Genomic DNA, 20,497 nt, shown 5'->3' with positions numbered 1-20,497 from the left:
GGAACCTGTCCTTACCAAATTGTATTGTTCCGGAAAGGCTCCCGTATTGAACGACACATACAACCCAGATTGCAGATGGTGAAAACGATCTGTCCTCATTTGATTGCCGACCTGTTTTCCAGTCGGTCATAGCTCTGGAGACTATTGTCATGAAGAAATTTGCTCTCGTTCTATCTCTCCTTACCCTTTCAACATGCTTCGCAACTTTGGACGGTTTTGCTGCGAGCAGTTCAGTGCCTTGTGAAGACATGCTCAAGGAAGTGCGCGCCGCCAAAACGGCAGCAACCCTCACAGATGCAGAGAAAACGAAAGTCGCCGAGCTTGAGGCAAAAGGCGTTGAAAGATGCACCGCTGACGACGACAAACGGGCAGATGAATTCTTTGCTCAGGCTCTGAAACTCATGGGCAAATAACCCGATCTCTGAAAAAGGAATTGTGGCAATGAACCGCGCTGAACTAAATCGCGTCCCTGAAGTCACAGCAGATTTTTGGGTGATCAAGTTGTTGGCCGTGACCATGGGGGAAACGGCTGCGGATTATCTAGCCGTCAATCTTGGTCTTGGCCTGACAGTGACTTCGCTAATCATGAGTGCCCTTTTGATTGTGGCTCTGGTCGCGCAGTTTCGACAAGGAAAGTATGTTCCTTGGGTGTATTGGACTACCGTTGTCTTGATCAGTATTGTCGGTACGCTTGTTACTGACAATCTCGTGGATAATTTCCATGTGCCCCTTGAGGTTACGACGGCAGTTTTCAGTGTTGCGTTGATTGCAACATTCGTAATTTGGTATCGCAGTGAAAAAACGCTCTCCATTCATTCGATTTTTAATGCGCGAAGAGAAACATTCTACTGGCTTGCGATACTGTTTACCTTTGCATTGGGCACCGCTGCCGGTGATTTGGTGGCAGAGGCCTTCGGCTTGGGCTTCATTGCTACCGGTTTGATTTTTGGGGCAATCATCGCCGCGATTGCGGCAGCCTATTACATCTTTCACCTTAATGCAGTTTTGGCTTTTTGGCTGGCTTACATATTCACGCGTCCTCTCGGCGCATCTTTGGGCGACTTTCTTTCGCAGCCGATGGAATATGGCGGCCTGGGCATTGGAACAGTAATCACAAGCCTTCTGTTCCTCGCATGCATCGTTGCAATCGTTGTCTATATGACCTTCTCAACTCGCAACGAGATCCAAACGATCGTCAAGTCTGGTACGTGATGAGGGAACATATCTTGCGCTGACAGGAAATTCAGGTCGAAGCAGCAATCGCAATTTCACTGCAATGAAAATCAATTACCAGTGTTGAAGCCGGTATTGCTGAAGAGGAGTTGAGACTTTCATGGATGTTCAAATCGACCCAATATGCACTATGTTGTTGCCTTTTGCTGCGGGAGCGGCGGCATGCCTGATCGGTGTTGCCGCCATCGTGAGTGTCTACCGTTTTGGTCTGTCCGCTGAACGATCTGTGTTTATAACACTCCTGGCATTGTTTGGGCTGTTCGCGATCTCCGATTACTTCCTCGGCGTCCAGATTCCGGTCGTTCTGGTGCTCGGTGTGGTTGCGTGCGGGCTCATCTTCGCAATCATAGTCAAACGGATCGGTTTTATGAGCAGGATTGCTCTTGTACGAGAAATCTAACAGACGCCTATGGAACGGTGTTTTTCAAGGGTTCGAACGGATGAGCCAACTTGGAGAAATGTCATAAGTCGATCGATACTAAAAACTCAGCCTAAGACTGGCCCCGATTTGAGTATTCTCCATAGCTTCTTCATCGTGAGTTGGGGCACAGCAGAACTGTTCCAAACCATACGCCTCTTTAATCAGACATGGCCAAAGACGTCGGACCGAACCTCTCCAGTCTTTATCAGATGCTGGCATCTGCGAAATTGGCACAGCTTTTGTCGTCGCCCCTTATTTGAATCAATGACGATCTCATAAAAATCCGTTGGTGATTGATCAATGCAAGGCTTTTGTTCGTTGTGCGGAAAGAGTACGAGCATTGGCTATTAACGATTGGAGATTTCCATGCATAACGGCATGTCAAATATCAGTACTTGGTATATCGATCCGGATGCTGAGGATGCGATGGCTGATGGGCATGCACCGATCTGGCGGCATTTGATCGACCTTTTACCCGAACGGGATCTTTCGGGGAAAGCAGTACTGGATTTTGGTTGCAATCAGGGCGGACTGCTACGTCATCTTTATGCGTTCCGGCCATTCCGCAAGGCGCTCGGAGTGGATATCGCCGAGCAATCGATTGCCAAAGCAAATATACTCAAGGGCAATCTTCCCATTCAGTACCAGGTTGCCGCCCACGTTGAGGGTTGGGACAGCCAGTTTGATCTCGCTATCAGCCACGAGGTGATTTATCTCATCGCTGATATTGAAATGCATGCGCGTGACATATGGCGGAGTCTGAAGACCGGTGGCGTGTATTATGCAGTAACCGGTTGCCACACGGATAATCCATTGTGGCCAAAATGGCGCGACCTTGTTGCAGCAAAGACAAACACGGTGGTGCAGGATCGCTCCATTACCGATTATGCCCGGGTGTTTGAAGCCGCAGGTTTTGAGGTGTCGGCGCGTAAACTCGAATTTGACGGGTTCATTCCGTTTGTTGCGGATGGCTGGATGCCAGATTTTGCCGATGCGCTCACCTATTATACGCAGACCAAGATTGTGTTCAGGCTCGTTAAATCATAACTTATGATCGGGTAAGCTCAATATCGAAGTGCGGGCGGCTGCCAGGCGTAATGCGGACAAAATTGCCGGTTACGCGAAACACTTTCTCTATCAGTCCGGTTTCAGCGAGCGTGTCGGGATCGCCATCGAATAGCAGTTGCCCTTTTTCCAGCAGTGAAACACGATCACTGATCGAAATGGCCTGATTGATGTCATGGATGGCCATGACAATTGTCACGCCTCTCTCGCGGCTGAGACGATGAACCAGATTGAGCACTTCCACCTGAAAACCTATATCCAGAAACGAGGTAGGTTCATCCAGCAACAGGATTTGTGCTTCTTGCGCAAGCGCAGCCGATATCCAGGCACGTTGTCGTTCGCCTCCGGATAATTCGAGCAAGCTTCTGTCCGCCAGACCAGCCAACCCAGTACTCTCCAGCGCCCATTCTATCGCCCGTTCATCATGATCATTGTAACTGCGAAACAGGCCGACATGCGGATAGCGACCCTGACGGACGAGCTGTTCAACGGTCATTTCGTCAGGCGCGGATGGCTGTTGCGGTAAGAACGCCAACTGTTTGGCCAAATTGCGCCGTGATATCACCTTGGCAGGCTTGCCGTTGATTTCCACGTGCCCTTCATGTGGTGCAATCAGGCCAGCCAGTGCCTGCAATGCAGTGCTTTTACCTGAACCATTGGGGCCAATGAGAGCCCGTATTTCCCCGGCTTTCAGGTCAAGATTGAAGCTGTTCAGGGCTTTGCGACGCCCATAGAAAACTGACAATTGGGAGCAGGAAAGGGGCATCATGATCCTCAAGGTATTTTACGAAGCAGAGCGATCAACACGGGAACGCCGAATATCGCAGTGATCACCCCGATAGGGATTTCCTCAGCCTGACCCAGCAGCCGTCCAAGCAGGTCGCCTAGGGTCACAATGAAGGCGCCAAGAGCGATGGTGAGCGGCAATACAAGGGAAAAGTGCCGCCTTGCCAGAAATCGTGCCAAATGAGGAACGACAAGACCGACAAAGATAATGGGCCCAACAGCGCCGACAGCACTTGCCGCAAGCCCACAGGACAAGAACAGAACGATCGAAAACTGTCTGCGATACGCCAGACCGAAGGATCTTGCGACTGTGGGGTCGAAACGCAAAAGATCAATAGATCGCTGCAGGGCTGGAAGCGCCGCAAGCCCGACGACTGTGAAGGGCAAAAGGATCAGGACATGAGTCCAGCTTCGCGCATAAAGGCTACCGGAAAGCCATTCCAGTAGAATTTCAATACGCGCTGAGCCCCAACCGGCAATCAATCCAATCGCCGCCGCATGCAATACTGCACCGATTGCAATGCCGCACAGGGTAATTCTAAGCGGCCCCAGATCAAGCCGAAAGGCAAGAAGATAAATGAGACCACCCGCCGCAATGCCGCCCAATGTGCCGATTGCGGGAAGCCAAGCGAGGGGCAATGCAGCGAGCGTGTTGGAGCCGGGATCGAAAATATAAACGGTGAACAGAAGGAAGACCGTGACCGCCAGCGTTGCACCCTGTGAAATCCCCATGATTGACGGATCAGCAAGTGGATTTCGGGTAATGGTCTGCAGCAATAAACCGGCCACCGCAAAATGAATGCCGGCGAGGATTCCTGTGACAATGCGTGGCAATCGGATATCGAGAATGATCGATCGTGCCTCAGAGGAGCCATTCCCGGTGAGGACGGCTGCTACGTCCGCCGCTGGGATGTCGGCAACGCCAAGGAACACTGCTGCCAGAAATGCCCCGACTATAAAAACTGACAGAACCGTCAACGATCCAAAAAGGGAAGGGCGGCCAGTGGGCATAGAAATGCTCATCGTCATTGACCGCCTTTCAATGAGAAGCTTTGCGTCTGGACAAGGTAGACAAAGAAGGGGCCACCCAGCAGTGCTGTGATGATGCCAACCGGAAGCTCACGGGGTAAAGCGACGCTGCGGGCGATCAAATCAGCGGTAACAACCATCAGGGCGCCAATGGCCGCGGTCAAAGCAATCGACCAGCCCGTGTTTTGCGGCTTGAGCAGACGAGTGATGTGAGGAGAGACAAGACCAACGAAGGCAACAGGCCCGGCAACAGGTGCGACGCCTGCTACGGGCAGGACGGCGAGCAACAATAGCAGCGGTTTCCAGAAATTCATATTCAGACCCATGCCAATGGATGCATGTTCGCTGAGAGCCAGCATGCCGATCACACGCTGACACGCCAAGGCTCCGCCCAGACCAACAAGCACCCAAGGTGTCATATAAAGCAGGTGCGGCCATGATCTTCCCTGAAAGCCACCGGATAGCCAGAAGAGTAAAGAGGGCGTTTGCGGGCCGCTCAACAGCAGTACATAGGTTGTTATAGCGCCAAGAAGGAGAGAGATACTAATGCCGCCAAGAGCAAGATGCAGCGGTCGTCCCTGACCCCCACGCGATACCCAGAGAGTGACGGAAGCTGCAGCCAGACCACCGGCCAGTCCGACAAAGGGATAATACACCGATGATATCCAGGGGAAGAAAACAAAACAGCAAACAATGGGTGCAACAGCGCCGGAAGCAACACCGGTAATATCTGGGCCAGCCAACGGATTGCGGGTCAACGCCTGCAGGAGATAGCCAGAAATCGCCAGCCCAGCCCCGCCTACTGCCGCAGCAAGGCTGCGGGGCAGGCGCAGCGTCCAGACCAGGATGGAATCGATCTTGCCATCTGGCGCTAACAGAACCGACAGGACTTTAGGCAGGCCAAGCTGTTTGGTGCCGATAAGCAAACCAACGACCACAACCAGCAGCGTTGCTGCCAAAACGAACATGGTCATCGTGATGGACCGCCTGACAGACGCTGCTTGTCGCTGTACCACAGGGATATCGCTAGTGGAGGTCTGCGGGTATCAATTTTGCGGCTTCGGCCTTCACGTCTATCTTCGGGAAAGTCTCGGGATAGAGATAGTGGGCTGCTTCGCGCAGAACGATTTCGCGGGCTATCGGACCATTGGCTTCCACCCAATGATCGCCAACATAGAAAACACGCCCATTCTTTACGGCTGTAAGCTGCTGCCAGATCGGGTTGTTTTCGTGCGGGCGGTCCGGACCGGAATCATAAACAAAGATGACCTCCGGGTCTTTTTCAAGCATGGTCTCAAGGCTCAATTCCACTCCAAACGGTCCGCCCGGGCGCATGGACCCCGCTATGTTGTCACCACCGAGCGCCGCAACGATTGATGCTGTGGTGTTCTCGGTATGGAAGGACCAAGGCGTATCTCCCGCCCACATGATCTGAAAACGAGGATGCACATCCTTTGGGGCTTTGGCGCTGTATTCGGCAAGGTGCTGCCGGAAAGTAGCATTCAGTTCCTCGCCGCGCTCTGGCTTGCCAAGTACTTTTGCTAACTGGGAAATTTCGCGATCGCTTTCGCTCAAAAGCTCCATATTGTAGGCAACATACGGGGCAATCTTCTGCAGCTGCTCGGCATTGCCGATCGTATAGCGGCGCATGGCGATGATGATGTCAGGTTTTGCTTCCGACAGAAGTTCCAGATTGGGCTTGGCACGCTGCCCGATCTGTTTGATCTCTTTCGTCAGCCCCAAAAGAAAATCCGGATTGCGTCCGGCCGCCATGTAGGTCGTTGCTACTGGCTTGATGCCAAGTGCGAATGCAACGTCAGTGGCGAAATAGGAAATAGAGGCTATGCGTTTCGGGTTGGTCGGAACTTCGACCGTCGTTCCCCTGTCATCAACAATGGACAGTGCTCTTGCCTTGTCCGATGACGCTGATGCTATAGCCAGAATACCAAGCAGGCCGAGGGTGCAGAGCGACTTGTGGCCCATACCAAACATGACTCATCCTTTTGAACGGGTGTAATTGTATATCGCTTTAGCCATAAATCATGATTAATTCAATCATATTATCAGCGCGCCGCGAATGCCGAGGCTGCGGTGCGTCAACTGAGTCTGAATGATGAAATTGGGCACCGTAGCCCTACAGCATCGCGTGCTGGACTGTCCTTGGTAAATGCCGCTGGTGATATTCTTCAGACGCTTCTTCGACTGGAAGTTTGAATATTATTGTATTGTGGGGATCGAGACCAAGTCGGAGCATAGCGTTAAGCCAAGTCCGCAACCTAGCCCGAACAGTCTCACGACGACATCGCATCCAACCGCCCATCATATCACGTTCCTGCAATCTTCGCGTGCAATAGGAGAGAGCTGAATATAATGGGTAAGACTTAAGTATGGGTACGTTATATCTGATAGGGGAGCGCAATCGTTCTTTTAACGCTTGGCGCGATGGTTATGTCTGGAATGGCAGGCGTTTCCAGCAAAGATACGTGCTAGAAAATTGATATTGGTCCGTTGTGTCTTTCACATCTTCCACCGTACGTGGTTGAAGATCATTCCGGTTGTTGCCATCGCAGCCAGCCTCGCTGCTTGTCAAAGCGGCGTATCGGGCTTGGCAGTATCTGCACCGGACCTACCAAAAGCCTATGCATCAATAGCAAAACTGCCTGCTAATACGCAGCGCGATACCCGGCTCTGGTGGCGCGTCTTTGGAGACTCAGTTCTCAGCGGGCTCGTTACGCGTTCGCTTGAACAGAACCTGACAATAGCTCAGGCAAAACAGCAACTCATTGCGGCCCGGTCGATGGTGCGTACCTCAAATACTCTGTTCATGCCAACCGCCGATATTTCCGGAACAGCCAATGCCGGCACCGGCTCAACCAAGTCGGACGAGCTTATGCGCCGCCCCATGCAGCTCAATGTGGAGGCTGGGTGGGAGCTTGGTCTGTTTGGTTTGCGTGAAAATACCCAGCGTGCCGCAAATGCCTCTGCCGATATGATTGCCGAAGACGTCGAAGCCGCCCGCATCGCCGTTGCTGCGGAAATTGCCAGTTCTTATGTCCGCCTGCGCGCGCTGCAGGAGCGTGTCGCTATCGCAAAGGCATCTTTGACGCTGCTTGGTCGCGATGGGCAACTTGCCACTGTTAAATATCGCTCTGGCCTTGCCACCGCCTCGGATGCGGAAGAAGCCAGGATCAGTCTTGGCGATGCCAGGGCCGAGGAGACCCGTCTTCAGGCGCAAATTGACGCGACGCTCCAGCAGATCGCAACACTGCTCGGCACGTCGAGCATTGATGCATCATTGCGCCAGCCAAAGTCGCAGCCGGTCGCCAAACTTGATCCGGCAATCGGCCGACCTGCCGACCTTCTGCGTGCCCGCCCGGATATCCGGCGTGCCGAACTGGCGACTGTCCGGGCGGCAGCGGAAATCGGGATAGCACAAGCCGATCTTTACCCAAAACTTCGCCTTGGAGGCATGATCGGTATCGGCGGTCCGTCCCATGGTTCATTGTTTGGTGTTATGGGTGGTCCATCGATTCAGGTCCCGCTTTTCGATCAGGGACGCCGCCGCGCCGTTGTTGCAGCCCGTCAGGCACAATATGAGGAAGCGGCAGCGGCGTATAAGCAGACCGTACTGACCAGTTACGAAGAGGCCTCTTCGGCGCTTCGGGCTTGGTCGGCTGGGCATACCAATGTCCGCCAGTTCAGGGAAACATTGTCATCCGTCAGGAAAATTCAATCTGAAAGCGCTGTACTGGAACGGGCGGGTCTGAGCGATCAATCCAAGCAGACGGCGAGTGCGATCAGGGTGCTTGGTCAGCGCAGACAGCTGGCGGAAGCACGGGAAGCCGAAGCACTGGCCCTCATTGCCTTTTATAAGGCGATTGGTGGCGCGTCGCCGCTGGCAACGGCTACCCCCGGAGCCGAAGCTGTGCGCCAGAGAAAGAAGTAAGCCGATGGCTGTCTCAATCGCCCGCAAGACATTGATACATGAATGGCGCCGCTTCCTCCCGGCTATTGTCGCTGTGGGCTTTTCCGGCGTTCTTATGATTGTTCAGGGCGCTTTGCTTCTGGGAATCATTGGTTCGAACGCGCTTTATGTAACCCAGTCAAAGGCTGAGTATTGGGTCGGCTTTCCCGGCACGCAAAGCGTTGATCTTGGCCGCCCCATTGGAGCCGATACGGCCACCAGTCTTTATATTGAGCAGAACATCTCAAATATCGAACCGTTTTTGCTAGGCTCGGGCGACTGGCGAGGCGCACGCGGGGGTGGAACAGGCGTCACCATTGTCGGCATCGATACGAAGGCAAACGGCCTAGCACTGGGGCGGATCGTTCCCGCAATGATGCGCAACCTTTTGCTGGAGCCCGGCACGGTTCTTATTGATGCTACGGACAAGAGCAAACTCGCCATCGACGTTGGCGGCTCGGCCGAAATAAACGGCCGGCGTGTACGGGTTGTCGGTATCATCGATGGGTTGAGAGGTCTGGGCGGCGTAAATGTGATCACGTCAATTGACACGGCGCGTACGCTCGATACCGCCCTTAGCACCTCGGATAACGTGACCTATTTCCTCTATAACGTGAACAAGTTTGCGCCGGGTGACGCCATACTTAATCGTCTCAACCAGCAGGCAGGCAGCAAACGCTTTTACGTCTGGTCGGCACAGGATCTTGCGGGAATGTCCATACGCTACTGGCTTCTCGAATCCGGAGCCGGTATTGCCTTCATCTTTGCAACAGCAATTGCCATGCTCGTTGGAACACTCGTTACCAGTCAGACGCTGATGGCGGCGGTTGCAGGTTCCATTCCGCAATATGCAACTTTGCGCGCGCTCGGCGTGTCGTTCAAATCGCTCCGTGTCATCGTTATCGAGCAGGCCGCCTGGGTCGGCGTGCTTGGGCTGCTGCTCGGCGCTACATTCAGCATCATTGCGGCAACCATTGCCAACATGTACCGGGTTCCGTTCGAGCTTCGCACCAGCGTCATGCTAGCGGCGTCCATTGTCGTATTGCTCGTGGCGTTTGCGGCGGGATTGCTGGCACTTCGGCGCCTGCACCATGCCGATCCGGCAACGTTGCTACGGTGAACGCGATGCAGCCCACCATTTCCGCCAGCGGGATCAGCAAATCTTTTGTGGTCAAACAGATACGCACGATTGCGTTGCAGGACGTATCAATCGACATTTCCCCGCGCGAACTTACCCTAATCATCGGCCCTTCTGGATGCGGCAAAAGCACATTGCTTGCGGCGCTGAGCGGTCTCACCTCACCAGACACCGGCTCCATAAACACACTCGCAACTGATCTGGTAGGCGCAAGTGATGACGAGCGTGACGCGTTTCGCCTCAATCATTGCGGCTTTGTTTTTCAGGGGTTCAACCTGTTCCCGGCCCTGACCGCGCTTGAACAGGTGCAGGTGCCGTTGGATTATCTCAAGGTCCCACAGGATGAGGCGGTCGAACGATCAGAACAGGCACTTGCCCGCGTCGGTCTTTCACACAGGCAGCACCTGCATCCCACCGAACTTTCGGGTGGTGAAAAGCAACGTGTGGCCATAGCGCGCGCTATCGTCAAGAATCCCGCAATATTGTTTGCCGATGAACCGACAAGCGCACTCGATAGCGTCAATGGGCAATCTGTCATCGAGATTCTGCACACCATAGCAAAAGATACCAATGCAACCGTTCTTTGTGTCTCGCACGATCCACGTCTTATCGCTCATGCGGAACGTGTATTGCACATGGAAGATGGCCGGATACTCGAAGACACCCGCCCTCGTCACATAACCGTAGCCTAAGGAAACAGTGATCATGATCATGCACAGACGCTTATTCGTCCGATGTGCAATCGCGCTGGCGACGGCTGGATGCGTGGGATGGGGTATCTGGCTTATGTCCGATGCGACAGAAGCCAATGAAGTGGAGATTGCGGCGAAGCCAGGAATTATTGCTGCGGCGCGCGGCGTCGTTGACGTTGAGGGCGGTCTTTTGCGACTATCGGCCCAGCGTGACGGTATGATCCAGGAGGTGGTTGTCGCCGAGGGTCAGAAGGTCAAGCAGGGCGATATTCTTGCTGTGATCGATAGCCGCCACGAAGTTATAGCGCTCCATACAGCAGAAGCGGAAGTACGTCAGGCGCAAGGCCAGCTAAGCCTGTTGAAGACGAAGTTGCAGGCGCAGACACGTCAAGTTGACAGGCTCCGGCGAGCGGCCGCCGGAAAGGCCGTTTCCACGCAAACACTGGATGAGGCTGAAGCGCTGCTGGCAACTACCAAAGGTGAAATAGCGATTGCTGAAGCGGCCTTGGCCGCTGCAGAAAGCCGAATGGAAAACAGCCGTCTTGAAATAGACATGCGAACGGTTCGGGCTCCGATTGACGCACGCATTGTGCATCGCTCGACCAAAGTTGGCGAGGTTGTGTCCGCTCAGAATCTGACCGAGCTTTTTATGCTTCTGCCGGAAACACCACGCATCGTCCGTGCCGAAATCCAGGAGCAATTTGTCAAGTTGATCAAACCGGGCATGGACGTCGATGTCGTTGCGGAAAGCGGTGATGGCGTTCTGGTCAAGGGACGGGTTATCCGCATTGGCCACGTTCTTGCGCAAGTCAAATCTCGAGACACACCTGGCGAACGTGTGGATGTGCGCACGGCCGATTGCATCATCAGCATTCCGCCCAAAGTACATATGCTGATCGGACAACGGGTCGTTGTGCGCTTTAAGCCGTGATAATGCTGCAATAGCCAGCCTCGCCAGATATTCATTGCGGTTTCAAGCCGGATAGGGGCGCTTCTCGTCGTTCGTCGTGTCCGGCTAAGCCTATGGTCGATGCAATGATACTGAGCCAGAGCCAGCACAAGTCGCAGTAGAGCGTCCTACCCCCACCACCACCCGAATTGATTAGACCTGTGGGTGGAAGTCCTCATGCGGTGATGCACGGGCAACCGGTGTTCAGTGCCAAGTTGGCGCATCGTAATATATCATGGTGTCAATATGATACTGCTTAAAGTGGGAGCATATGGCGTCTATATCGAGATGAGGGCGACCTGTCCTATCCAATTTTCGGTGCGGCGGAATACTGTTTTGGAACAGTCAAAACCTTACGTCAGAACCCGCCTGTCCACCCTTGTATAACCCAACTAATACCTACGTATGGTGTCTGCTGCCCTGTCCTCATGCTACGAAATAGCAGCCGCATTCATATGCGCACAGTTGTGGTGTCACCATCATCACTCAAGCTGGAAACGATCCCAAAGTTGCGGGACTTAGCTGATCCGGCACTTCGGAACTTGACCATTTGATAACATAACCGGAGGACCAATCCATGGAACCGATTAGACGTCGTGGGTTTATTTCATTGATGGGCTATTTTGGGCTTGCATCCGTAGCTCAGGCGGCGAGTTTTGGTAATCCTGACCGCCCGCCCGAAGGCAAAATAAACGCCCGCAGCCTCTCAAGCACGAGCGATCCTGGGCCAGCAAGCCCGGACCTTGCCTCACAATTTCCCAGCTCTCAAAATCCGCCAGCGACCGATATCAATGGCATGCCCCAGTTCTGGTCGTCATTCAATATCATGCACAAGCGCTATCAGGATGGTGGTTGGGCGCGGCAGATTACTCAGGAAGATTTTGCGATTTCAGAAACAATATCCAGCGTGAACATGCGGTTGAGTGCTGGCGGCATCCGGGAAATGCACTGGCATCAACAGGCGGAATGGGCCATCATGCTCTCTGGAAAATGCCGCATTACCACGCTTGATGAGCAAGGACGATCGTCAGTTGAAGACGTAGAAGAAGGTGACCTTTGGTATTTCCCTCCGGGCTTGCCTCATTCCCTGCAGGGCCTCGGACCTGATGGCGCAGAATTTCTTCTTATCTTCGACAATGGTCTGTCATCTGAATTCAACACTTTGCTTGTGACGGATTGGATTGCACATACACCGCCTGAGGTTCTGGCCCAGAATTTCGGGGTTCCTGCGGATGCTTTCAAAAATATCCCTCTCGACAATTTGTGGATTTTCCAGGGGGATATTCCTCCCAGTCTGGATGAGGACAAAAAATCGGCGCGCGTAACATCGGGCACAGAAAAGGTTACATATAAACTATCGAAATCACCGCCTATTCCATCTGGCCGTTCTGGAGTGGCGCAGATCGCCGACAGCCGCAATTTTCCGATATCCAAGAATATTGCCGCTGCTCTCGAGACCATTCATCCCGGTGCCTTGCGCGAAATGCACTGGCACCCGAATGCCGATGAATGGGCGCTTGTCATCAAGGGCAAAGCACGGGTCACGGTCTTTGATACGGGGCCGAAGGCCACCACAAACGACTTTAATCCCGGTGATATCTGGTACATCAAAAAGAGCCTTGGTCATTATATTGTCAACACGGGAGACGACGATCTGGTGGTGCTCACGATCTTCAAGTCAGATCGCTTTGCCGAAGTCACCCTTACCAGTTGGCTGACACACGTTCCTTCTGAAATGGTGCAGCAGACATTGAAACTGGATGCAGATGTGATTGCTCGCTTTCCGGCCGATCATCCGGAGTTCTTGCCCAAATAAGAGGCCAGCTGGTTTCTCCCGCCTAATCAAGGCGGGAGAAATCATGACGCATAATCAGCATTGCTGTGGTGCAACGGACCCGGATAATAATCAAACCGTCAAATAATTACGATAGAACGGTCGCATCGAGGCCAAAAATAGCTGGCACTTTTCGCGCGCCTACAGCGCCTGTCCTGCCAAGTGGCTTGCCGCATGCGTTGTGGCTCAGTAACTACGCGCATTATTGTATTTGACACCGTTCGGACGGCTTCACCGCCTCATTTGACTACCGCTCCACTACATTTGGCTCTTTGCTTGCCGATAAACGCACCAGCAGTTTCGTTGCCGATAGTGATTTTGGAATGAGTTTCTTTTACGGAAGACGGCTGATCCTCTTAGTCTTGATGGCTAGCGATTGAGAGGAAATTGTCGAGTGGGAAGCATAAAAGTTCTTGGTTTGTCAGGTAATGTCAAACAGCCATCGCGTACCGCGTCAGTTGTCCGCTCAATTGTTGATGCAGTCGAACAGCACTTCTCTGTGGCAGGACGTGTCATTGAACTGGTGGATGCTGCGCCGATCCTGTTTCGTGCGTTGCGAGCCGATCAGCTGGATGAAGCGGGCAAGGCAATCATCGATGCGGTGGAAACGGCCGATATTCTCGTTGTGGGCTCCCCAGTCTACAGAGCATCCTACACGGGTGCCCTGAAGCATCTGTTCGATCTTGTCGACTTTCGCGCATTGACTGGAAAAAGGGTCATACTTGCAGCTACCGGTGGCACGCCTCTGCACGGCCTGATGACCGAGCATCAGCTGCGACCACTCTTTGGGTTCTTCAACGCCCTGACTATTCCAACTGCAATTTACGCGACCGAGAGTGATTTTACCGGACATGCGCTGACAGGCGTGGCTGTGACCGATCGCATTGATCGCGCCGTGGCCGAACTCATCCAACTCTTCCCGAATGCGGACGCCGGGGCGCGCAGTCTTCAAACGAGCCAGCACGCCGAAACCGTATAGGCACAATTACATTGGAGCTATGAATCTATGTCATTGAAAACAACAGAATCTGTCAAATTTGCCTATTGGGTGCCCAACGTTTCGGGCGGCCTTGTAATCAGCAGTATCGAGCAACGAACGGGCTGGGATATCGACTATAATCGCAAACTTGCACAGATCGCCGAAGCAAATGGTTTTGACTATGCATTGAGCCAAATCCGTTTCACGGCGGGTTATGGCGCGGATAATCAACACGAATCCGTATCGTTCAGCCATGCGCTTCTCGCTGCAACGACGAAACTGAAAGTGATCGCTGCACTGTTGCCCGGACCATGGAATCCTGCGTTGGCGGCTAAGCAGATCGCCACCATCAGTCATCTGACCAATGGGCGTGTTGCGGTGAACGTCGTCAGCGGTTGGTTTCGCGGTGAGTTTGCCGCTATCGGTGAACATTGGCTAGATCATGATGAACGCTATCGCCGATCCGAAGAATTCATTCGGGCACTACGCGGTATCTGGACCGAAGACAATTTTACATTCAAAGGCGATTTCTACCGGTTTAACGACTACACGATGAAACCAAAGCCGGTTGATCCGCAGCCTGAAATCTTTCAGGGCGGTTCATCCCGCGCCGCGCGCGATATGGCAGCGAGGGTTTCCGACTGGTACTTCACCAACGGCAACACGCCGGAGGAGATCCGGAAACAGGTGGATGATATCCGCGCGAAAGCAGCTGCCAATGGCCGTTCCGTCAAGATTGGCGTGAATGCTTTTGCCATTGCGCGCGAGACGGAAGATGAGGCGCGCGCCGTGCTTGATGAGATCATCGCCAAGGCCAATCCAGAAGCTGTGCAGGGCTTTGCCGATCAGGTGAAAAATGCAGGCAAAGCTTCCCCGGAAGGCGAAGGCAACTGGGCTAAATCGTCATTGGAGGATCTTGTTCAATATAATGATGGGTTCCGCAGCAATCTTATCGGAACACCGGTGCAGATTGCCGAGCGCATCGTTGCGTTGAAGGAAGCCGGTGCGGATCTCATCCTGCTTGGCTTCCTGCATTTTCAGGAGGAAGTGGAGTTCTTTGGCAAGCACGTCATTCCACTGGTGCGTGAACTGGAAGAAGAAAAACTGGCTACAGCTGTAGCAGCCGAGTAGCAGAACCCCAACACTTGGTTGGTCTCTAACGGACCTGAAACGCGGATCAGTTTGATCTGGTCTGCGAACGAGATTGCATACCTGCCGTTCTGTCGAGTGGGATATTGCCGGAGAAGCCTGATGAATTCGATGAACCGCGTACTGGGAGGGCCAGCCACCACGTACTTCCCTGCCGATATCGCGGCAGAGGGCCGGGAATTGTGCGGCCTAGGTAAAGGCCTAAATGCAGCTGATAACATTGCTCTCGAGCTGGAGGGCGTGGATCTGTCCTTTGGTGGTGTGGTCGCTCTGGAGAATATCGATCTGGTTGTGCGCGAAAGAGAAATAACAGCGATCATTGGACCCAATGGTGCCGGCAAAAGCTCACTCATTAATATTATCAGTGGTGTTTACAAACCGGATCGGGGCTGTGTCAGGATCGGCGCTAATCGTTTCGCCGGTGTGCCCTCGCAAAAACTGGCTCATCTGGGAATTGCCAGAACATTCCAGAACCTGGCTTTGTTCAAAGGTTTGAGCGTAATCGACAACGTTGTCTCGGGCCGGGCATATAAAGTCAGGTCGACGTTTCTTGGACAGGTGTTTGGCATTGGCCGGTCACGAAGCGAAGAGGCAGATGCGTATGGCCGTGCCACCAGCATTCTGGAATTCCTCAATTTGACCCACGTCAGCCAACGTCTCTCAGGTACTTTGCCCTATGGCTTGCAGAAGCGCGTTGAGCTGGCCCGTGCGCTTGTGGCCGAACCGGCGATCCTTTTGCTTGATGAAMCGATGGCGGGGATGACGACACCTGAAAAAGCCGAGATGACGGAGTTTGTTCATGCTGCCAACCGGGAGTACGGCACGACTATTGTTCTTATCGAACACGATATCGGCGTCGTCATGGAACTTTCTGACCATATCGCTGTCCTTGATTATGGCCGGAAGATCGCTGATGGAACGCCCGAGGAAATCCGTTCTGATCAAAGGGTGATTGACGCCTATCTCGGCATTGCAGCCGAGAACATTGATGGCGAGGGAATCTGATGTCCGGGTTCGACTGGCAATTCTTTCTTGAAGTTCTGATCGGAGGTTTGCTTTCAGGCGTCATGTACTCGCTTGTCGCGATTGGCTTTGTGCTGATCTACAAGACGTCGGGCGTCTTGAATTTTGCGCAGGGCGCGATGTTGCTCTTTGCTGCTTTGACCTTTGTCAGTCTGGTTGAACGAGGCGTGCCATTCGCTCTGGCACTGGTCATCACTTTTGCCGTGATGGTCGCCATCGGTATTGCTATCGAGCGCGTTGTGCTCAGACCTTTAACCAACAGGCCGCCCATGACTTTATTCATGGCAACATTGGGCCTGTCCTACATTCTCGAAGGTGCGGCACAGTTGTTATGGGGCACACAGGTCCATGGTCTTGACCTTGGCATTGACGATGTTCCTTTTGAAGTGGGCGGCATTCTCATCAGCCAATTCGATTTCTTTGCAGCAGCGGTTGCCGCTGTGCTGGTGCTATTCTTGTCGATCTTCTTTCGCTACACCCGTGTCGGTCTTGCATTCCGCGCGGTCGCTGACGATCAGTTTGCGGCCCTTGCCGTCGGACTGCGTTTGCCATGGATATGGGCAACCGTCTGGGCTGTTGCCGGTCTCGTCGCGCTTGTCGCTGGACTGCTGTGGGGCGCGCGGCTGGGGGTGCAGTTCTCGCTATCGCTGGTTGTTCTGAAGGCGCTCCCGGTACTCGTCCTTGGTGGGTTTGACTCCATCCCCGGAGCTATTGTCGGCGGGCTTCTCATTGGGGCAACAGAGAAGCTCGCGGAGGTCTATATCGGCGAATATTTCGGCGGTGGTATCGAAAGCTGGTTCGCCTATGTGGTCGCTCTGGCTTTTCTTTTGATACGCCCTTCCGGAATTTTCGGGCAAAAGCTGGTGGAAAGGGTTTAACCATGACCTTTGCCACCCTCGAAGTATCATTTCCTTTACGCATTCCGCATTGGCTTTACCCTGCTCTCGTATTGGGCTTTGCCTATCTCATTGTTCCAATCATCGGCACAAACTATCTGTTTGAGGCAATTCTTTTGCCTTTTCTTGCGCTCAGTCTGGCTGGAGTGGGACTCAATATTCTGACTGGATATGCCGGGCAGGTGTCGCTTGGCAGTGCAGCGTTTCTGGCTGTGGGTGCCTTTGCGGCGTATAATTTCAATCTTCGCGTCGAGGGCTTGCCGCTGATTGGCAGCATCCTTCTTTCCGGCTTTGTGGCCGCAGGCATCGGCATTGTCTTCGGCTTGCCGAGCCTTCGTCTCAAGGGTTTCTATCTGGCGGTTTCGACATTGGCTGCACAGTTTTTCGTTCAATGGACGCTGACCAAATTCGGTTGGTTCTCCAACGATTCCGCTTCGGGGGTCATTGATGCGCCGCAGCTTTCCGTAGCAGGTGTGGCATTCACCGGTGCAGTTGGTCGCTATCTTTTTTCTCTGACAGTTGTGACGCTTCTGACGTTCTTTGCTTACAGGTTGGTCTCATCGCAGACAGGGCGAAATTTCATCGCGGTGCGCGATAATGAAACGGCTGCACGGATTATTGGCGTACCAGTGCTGAAAACGAAACTCGTGGCCTTTGCGATTTCGTCGTTCATTATTGGCATTGCAGGGGTGCTCTGGGCTTTCACGTATTTGAGAACGGTGGAGCCGGCGGGTTTCAATCTTGATCGATCATTCCAGATTCTCTTCATCATTATCATTGGTGGGCTCGCATCCATTCGTGGTGCATTTTTCGGGGCGGCCCTGCTCGTTGTCTCACCGCTGATCCTGTCTCGGCTCGGCTCCTTTCTGTTTGGAGACCTGTTCAATTCCGGTGTGCTGGAAATGAGCCAGCGTATTGTTCTGGGCGTTCTGATCATCCTGTTTCTCATTCTGGAGCCGGACGGTTTAGTAGCGCTCTGGGACAGAATTCGAAAACGAACGATCGCCCGCTTGAACAAGCGCTGATGTATCCGGGAAGCCATTTGGCCCTGCAATGAAACCTTCGCCTGCAATCAATATTCGACCGGAATCTCACCGGTCAACAAGAGGAGTGTATCCAGAAATGCGCATATTCAACAAACTGAAACTAGCCGTGGTCGCGGCGACCCTTGTCCTGTCAGTCGCTGTTCCTGCAGCCCATGCGGACGAGCAGTATTTTCCACTGCAAAGTTACCGTGTTGGACCTTACGCCGCTGGCGGGACCGGCTTCTTCGGTGGTTTCATCGACTATCTCAATTTGATCAATACACGCGATGGCGGCGTCAATGGTGTCAAGCTTACGTGGTCAGAAGGCGAGACACAGTATGAGGTGGAGCGTGGTGTCGAGGTTTATGAGCGCCTGAAAAGCACCCCCGGTGTTGCCGCGTGGAACCCGCTGTCCGTCGGTATAGCTTACGCAATGATCGACCGGATTACTCAGGACAAAGTGCCCTTGATCACCATTAATCATGGCCGTACCGATTCAACGGATGGACGCGTATTTCCTTATGTTTTTCCGCTGCTGCTCAATCCCTATAGCGAAACATCGGGTATCGTAAACTACATCGCTTCCAAGGAAGGCGGGCTGGAAAGCCTCAAGGGCAAGAAGATCGTTGTGCTCTACCATGGATCGCCTTACGGCAAGGAAACGATTCCGATCTACGAGCTTCTCGCCAAGAAGTATGGCTTTGAACTGCAGCAGATTGAAGTTCCACATCCGGGTAACGAACAGCAGGCGCAATGGCTGACAATCCGCCGGGCGAAGCCGGATTACGTCGTCCTGCGTGGCTGGGGTGTGATGAACCCGGTCGCTCTGAAAAGCGCAGCCAAGGTCGGTTTCCCTGTTGACCACATCGTTGGGAATGTCTGGTCCAATTCGGAAGAGGATGCCATCCCAGCTGGTGATGCGGCAAAGGGTTATACCGCCATCACCACGCAGGCGTCCGGTGCTGAATATCCCGTGGTCAAGGAAATCATCAAGACACTCTATGATAATGGCAAGGGCAATCTGGAAGACAAAAGCCGCATTGGTTCCGTCTATCATAATCTTGGTATCGTCAACGGCATCCTCAACGTTGAGGCTATCCGCATCGCGCAGGAAAAATTCGGCAAACGGACGCTGACCGGTGACGAGGTCCGCTGGGGCTTCGAACATCTGCAACTCGATACTGCCCGCGTTGAAGCATTGGGAGCCAAGGGCTTGTTCCATTCAATCAACGTGACCTGGGACAACCATGAGGGCAATGGCTACGTCACCTTCCAGCAATGGGATGGCAAGAAGTGGAACGTTGTCTCGGACTGGATTGCCCCGGATTGGGCGCTGCTCCGGCCGATTATCGAGAAGTCAGCCGAAGCCTATGCCAGGGAAAAAGGCATCAAGTTGCGCACATCTGAAGATGCGATAACCGCAACCAACTGAAACCACAGTCCCGGACGATGGCATTCAACCACCGTCCGGGTCCGGCAATCAGCGTTCTGCCCAAACGGAGGCGATCCCATGGCTGACAAAGATCTATTGCTTTTGGTGGATGGCGTGAGCGCTATATATAACCATGCTATCACCGCATTGCAGGGTGTGAGCCTCACTGTCGGGCAGGGCGAAATCGTTGCGTTGCTGGGAGCCAATGGTGCTGGCAAAACGACGACGCTCAAGGCAATATCAAATCTACTCCCGGCAGAGCGGGGCCAGATTACCGCCGGTTCCATCCGCTTTGGCGGGAGGGACGTTACCACCAGAGCGCCTGCTGATCTCGTTCGATCAGGTTTGGTACAGGTACTGGAGGGGCGCCATTGTTTCCGCAATCTGACTGTAGAGGAAAATCTCATCACAGGCGGGATTGGCCGCAGCGCAGGCCGATCGGAAATTTCCAGCGATCTGGAACAGATCTATGTCCAGTTTCCACGCCTCAAAGAAAAACGGCGGACACTGGCCGGGCTGACTTCGGGCGGAGAGCAGCAAATGACCGCCATCGGCAGGGCATTGATGTCGCGGCCACGGCTGCTCGTGCTTGATGAGCCGTCGATGGGCCTTGCACCGCTTGTTGTCAGGGACATTTTCGAAAATCTGCGCAAGCTCAATCGCGATACCGGGCTTGCGATCCTCATCGCAGAGCAGAATTCCACGGTTGCTCTCAAATATGCGCATCGGGCCGTAATCCTTGAAAACGGGACTACCGTTTTGAGTGGTTCTGCTGAAGAGCTCCGCGACGGTAGCGATGTGACAAGCTTTTACCTCGGGCAAAAGACCGTGCCTTCCGCACCAAATCATTCATTGACCGTAGTTGGAACCTGAATCCCTTAA

Annotated in this window: 20 protein-coding genes; 16 read left to right on the top strand and 4 right to left on the bottom strand. The window is 53.5% G+C overall.

Features of this window, described 5'->3' with window-relative positions; translation table 11 throughout:
- The first annotated feature begins 149 nt into the window (after positions 1-149).
- The 4 genes from AB4Y96_RS12925 to AB4Y96_RS12910 all read left to right on the top strand — a co-directional run bounded on the left by AB4Y96_RS12925 (position 150) and on the right by AB4Y96_RS12910 (position 2,701).
- Positions 150-413: a hypothetical protein gene (locus tag AB4Y96_RS12925; protein WP_091884315.1), complete on the top strand. Its 264-nt coding sequence runs from the start codon at positions 150-152 to the stop codon at positions 411-413.
- A 28-nt stretch (positions 414-441) separates the two neighbouring features.
- Positions 442-1,212, top strand: coding sequence for a COG4705 family protein (locus AB4Y96_RS12920; RefSeq protein ID WP_441917813.1), 771 nt, complete (start codon positions 442-444; stop codon positions 1,210-1,212).
- Between the two features lie 121 nt (positions 1,213-1,333).
- The gene (locus AB4Y96_RS12915; RefSeq protein ID WP_441917812.1) at positions 1,334-1,633 is read left to right on the top strand and encodes a hypothetical protein; all 300 of its coding nucleotides are present in this window, start codon (positions 1,334-1,336) and stop codon (positions 1,631-1,633) included.
- Positions 1,634-2,032: 399 nt separating this feature from the next.
- Complete coding sequence (locus AB4Y96_RS12910) at positions 2,033-2,701, top strand: class I SAM-dependent methyltransferase (RefSeq protein WP_441917810.1); 669 nt, start codon at positions 2,033-2,035, stop codon at positions 2,699-2,701.
- Between the two features lies 1 nt (position 2,702).
- On the opposite strand, the gene AB4Y96_RS12905 is transcribed toward AB4Y96_RS12910, so the two are convergent.
- Genes AB4Y96_RS12905 through AB4Y96_RS12890 form a run of 4 tightly spaced genes read right to left on the bottom strand, consistent with a single transcriptional unit; the run spans position 2,703 to position 6,526 of the window.
- Positions 2,703-3,485: an ABC transporter ATP-binding protein gene (locus AB4Y96_RS12905; RefSeq protein WP_441917823.1), complete on the bottom strand. Its 783-nt coding sequence runs from the start codon at positions 3,483-3,485 to the stop codon at positions 2,703-2,705.
- Positions 3,486-3,493: 8 nt separating this feature from the next.
- Positions 3,494-4,522 (bottom strand): FecCD family ABC transporter permease, encoded by a 1,029-nt coding sequence (locus tag AB4Y96_RS12900; RefSeq protein WP_441917821.1) that lies wholly within the window; start codon positions 4,520-4,522, stop codon positions 3,494-3,496.
- Between the two features lie 8 nt (positions 4,523-4,530).
- Positions 4,531-5,508 (bottom strand): FecCD family ABC transporter permease, encoded by a 978-nt coding sequence (locus AB4Y96_RS12895; RefSeq protein ID WP_441917808.1) that lies wholly within the window; start codon positions 5,506-5,508, stop codon positions 4,531-4,533.
- Positions 5,509-5,560: 52 nt separating this feature from the next.
- On the bottom strand, positions 5,561-6,526 hold the full coding sequence (locus AB4Y96_RS12890) for an ABC transporter substrate-binding protein (protein ID WP_441917807.1): 966 nt from the start codon (positions 6,524-6,526) through the stop codon (positions 5,561-5,563).
- 508 nt (positions 6,527-7,034) lie between these two features.
- On the opposite strand from AB4Y96_RS12890, the gene AB4Y96_RS12885 reads away from it, so the two are divergent.
- From AB4Y96_RS12885 to AB4Y96_RS12830, 12 genes are all read left to right on the top strand, one after another.
- Positions 7,035-8,480, top strand: coding sequence for an efflux transporter outer membrane subunit (locus AB4Y96_RS12885; protein WP_175540695.1), 1,446 nt, complete (start codon positions 7,035-7,037; stop codon positions 8,478-8,480).
- Positions 8,481-8,484: 4 nt separating this feature from the next.
- Positions 8,485-9,618 carry an ABC transporter permease gene (locus AB4Y96_RS12880; RefSeq protein ID WP_441917804.1) on the top strand — a complete coding sequence of 378 codons (1,134 nt, stop codon included), beginning with the start codon at positions 8,485-8,487 and terminating at the stop codon, positions 9,616-9,618.
- 5 nt (positions 9,619-9,623) lie between these two features.
- On the top strand, positions 9,624-10,328 hold the full coding sequence (locus tag AB4Y96_RS12875; protein ID WP_441917802.1) for an ABC transporter ATP-binding protein: 705 nt from the start codon (positions 9,624-9,626) through the stop codon (positions 10,326-10,328).
- 94 nt (positions 10,329-10,422) lie between these two features.
- A complete protein-coding gene (locus AB4Y96_RS12870) occupies positions 10,423-11,259 on the top strand; it encodes an efflux RND transporter periplasmic adaptor subunit (protein ID WP_441917800.1) in 837 nt (278 codons plus the stop codon).
- A gap of 595 nt (positions 11,260-11,854) precedes the next feature.
- Positions 11,855-13,093, top strand: a complete 1,239-nt coding sequence (locus AB4Y96_RS12865; RefSeq protein ID WP_441917799.1) for a cupin domain-containing protein — start codon at positions 11,855-11,857, stop codon at positions 13,091-13,093.
- A gap of 421 nt (positions 13,094-13,514) precedes the next feature.
- Positions 13,515-14,090: an FMN reductase gene (gene msuE, locus AB4Y96_RS12860; RefSeq protein WP_441917820.1), complete on the top strand. Its 576-nt coding sequence runs from the start codon at positions 13,515-13,517 to the stop codon at positions 14,088-14,090.
- Positions 14,091-14,117: 27 nt separating this feature from the next.
- Positions 14,118-15,221, top strand: coding sequence for a dimethylsulfone monooxygenase SfnG (sfnG, locus tag AB4Y96_RS12855; RefSeq protein WP_441917797.1), 1,104 nt, complete (start codon positions 14,118-14,120; stop codon positions 15,219-15,221).
- A gap of 120 nt (positions 15,222-15,341) precedes the next feature.
- Positions 15,342-16,244, top strand: a complete 903-nt coding sequence (locus AB4Y96_RS12850; protein ID WP_441917795.1) for an ABC transporter ATP-binding protein — start codon at positions 15,342-15,344, stop codon at positions 16,242-16,244.
- Positions 16,244-17,140: a branched-chain amino acid ABC transporter permease gene (locus AB4Y96_RS12845; protein ID WP_441917793.1), complete on the top strand. Its 897-nt coding sequence runs from the start codon at positions 16,244-16,246 to the stop codon at positions 17,138-17,140. Before AB4Y96_RS12850 ends, AB4Y96_RS12845 begins: the two co-directional genes overlap by 1 nt.
- Before the next feature lie 2 nt (positions 17,141-17,142).
- The gene (locus tag AB4Y96_RS12840; RefSeq protein ID WP_441917791.1) at positions 17,143-18,183 is read left to right on the top strand and encodes a branched-chain amino acid ABC transporter permease; all 1,041 of its coding nucleotides are present in this window, start codon (positions 17,143-17,145) and stop codon (positions 18,181-18,183) included.
- A 97-nt stretch (positions 18,184-18,280) separates the two neighbouring features.
- Positions 18,281-19,615, top strand: a complete 1,335-nt coding sequence (locus AB4Y96_RS12835) for an ABC transporter substrate-binding protein (RefSeq protein WP_175540697.1) — start codon at positions 18,281-18,283, stop codon at positions 19,613-19,615.
- A gap of 78 nt (positions 19,616-19,693) precedes the next feature.
- Entirely contained in the window at positions 19,694-20,488 is a 795-nt protein-coding gene (locus tag AB4Y96_RS12830; protein WP_441917789.1) for an ABC transporter ATP-binding protein, read from the top strand.
- The last annotated feature ends 9 nt before the right edge of the window (positions 20,489-20,497 follow it).

It is taken from the genome of Phyllobacterium sp. TAF24 (assembly GCF_052113785.1).
In the GTDB taxonomy this organism is placed as follows: Bacteria; Pseudomonadota; Alphaproteobacteria; order Rhizobiales; family Rhizobiaceae; genus Phyllobacterium.
This window is presented reverse-complemented; position numbering and strand designations above follow the sequence as displayed.